This is a genomic window from Kitasatospora sp. NPDC088160 (genome assembly GCF_044741445.1).
Classification (GTDB): domain Bacteria; phylum Actinomycetota; class Actinomycetes; order Streptomycetales; family Streptomycetaceae; genus Kitasatospora.
The window spans coordinates 1-1900 of record NZ_JBIUSS010000057.1 but is presented as its reverse complement, the minus strand read 5'-3'; the positions used below and the strand labels follow the sequence as shown (position 1 = coordinate 1900).

The 1900-nt window shown below is 57.2% G+C and carries 2 rRNA genes; both read right to left on the bottom strand.

What is annotated here, in order from left to right:
* Nucleotides 1-1545 (bottom strand): 23S ribosomal RNA (locus ACIOGZ_RS41815); the annotation flags it as partial.
* A gap of 278 nt (nt 1546-1823) precedes the next feature.
* Nucleotides 1824-1900 (bottom strand): 16S ribosomal RNA (locus ACIOGZ_RS41810); the annotation flags it as partial.

Genomic DNA, 1900 nt, shown 5'->3' with positions numbered 1-1900 from the left:
GGTTCAGCGTTGGCGCTTCAAAGCGGGTACGGGAATATCAACCCGTTGTCCATCGACTACGCCTGTCGGCCTCGCCTTAGGTCCCGACTTACCCTGGGCAGATCAGCTTGACCCAGGAACCCTTGGTCAATCGGCGCAAGAGTTTCCCACTCTTGTATCGCTACTCATGCCTGCATTCTCACTCGTATACCGTCCACGACTGGTTTCCACCGCCGCTTCACCCGGCACACGACGCTCCCCTACCCATCACAGCAGGCGTTAGCCCTTCATGCTGCAATGACACGACTTCGGTGATGTGCTTGAGCCCCGCTACATTGTCGGCGCGGAATCACTTGACCAGTGAGCTATTACGCACTCTTTCAAGGGTGGCTGCTTCTAAGCCAACCTCCTGGTTGTCTCTGCGACTCCACATCCTTTCCCACTTAGCACACGCTTAGGGACCTTAGTCGGTGTTCTGGGCTGTTTCCCTCTCGACCATGGAGCTTATCCCCCACAGTCTCACTGCCACGCTCTCACTTACCGGCATTCGGAGTTTGGCTAAGGTCAGTAACCCGGTAAGGCCCATCGCCTATCCAGTGCTCTACCTCCGGCAAGAAACACGTGACGCTGCACCTAAATGCATTTCGGGGAGAACCAGCTATAACGGAGTTTGATTGGCCTTTCACCCCTAACCACAGGTCATCCCCCAGGTTTTCAACCCTGGTGGGTTCGGTCCTCCACACGGTCTTACCCGCGCTTCAACCTGCCCATGGCTAGATCACTCCGCTTCGGGTCTTGGGCATGCAACTCAGACGCCCTATTCGGACTCGCTTTCGCTACGGCTACCCCACACGGGTTAACCTCGCTACACACCGCAAACTCGCAGGCTCATTCTTCAAAAGGCACGCAGTCACGGCCCACCAGCAAGCTGATGAACGACGCTCCCACGGCTTGTAGGCACACGGTTTCAGGTACTATTTCACTCCGCTCCCGCGGTACTTTTCACCATTCCCTCACGGTACTATCCGCTATCGGTCACCAGGGAATATTTAGGCTTAGCGGGTGGTCCCGCCAGATTCACACGGGATTTCTCGGGCCCCGTGCTACTTGGGAGTTTCTCAAACGAGCCGTACAGATTTCGTCTACGGGGGTCTTACCCTCTACGCCGGACCTTTCGCATGTCCTTCGACTACCCATACGGTTTCTGACTCGCCGACCGGCCGGCAGACCGATCAAGAAAAATCCCACGACCCCGCGATGGCAACCCCTGCCGGGTCTCACACCATCACGGTTTAGCCTCATCCGGTTTCGCTCGCCACTACTCCCGGAATCACGGTTGTTTTCTCTTCCTGCGGGTACTGAGATGTTTCACTTCCCCGCGTTCCCTCCACACTGCCTATGTGTTCAGCAGCGGGTGACAGCCCATGACGACTGCCGGGTTTCCCCATTCGGAAACCCCCGGATCAAAGCCTGGTTGACGGCTCCCCGGGGACTATCGTGGCCTCCCACGTCCTTCATCGGTTCCTGGTGCCAAGGCATCCACCGTGCGCCCTTAAAAACTTGGCCACAGATGCTCGCGTCCACTGTGCAGTTCTCAAACAACGACCAGTCACACACCCTCAACACCCCGAAGAGCACATCAGATGAGGCCGGCATCCCAGAAGAAACAGCCTCACGGCCATTCCCTCAGGACCCAACAACGTGCCCGACACACCCGATCAACAATCCGTCTTCCACGCCGAAGCAGTACTAACGGATGCCAACCCAGTGTGCCGAATAGTCAACGTTCCACCCATGAGCAACCGTGCAGAACATTCGCCTGCAAGCGGCCATGTGCTCCTTAGAAAGGAGGTGATCCAGCCGCACCTTCCGGTACGGCTACCTTGTTACGACTTCGTCCCAATCGCTGGTCCCACCTTCG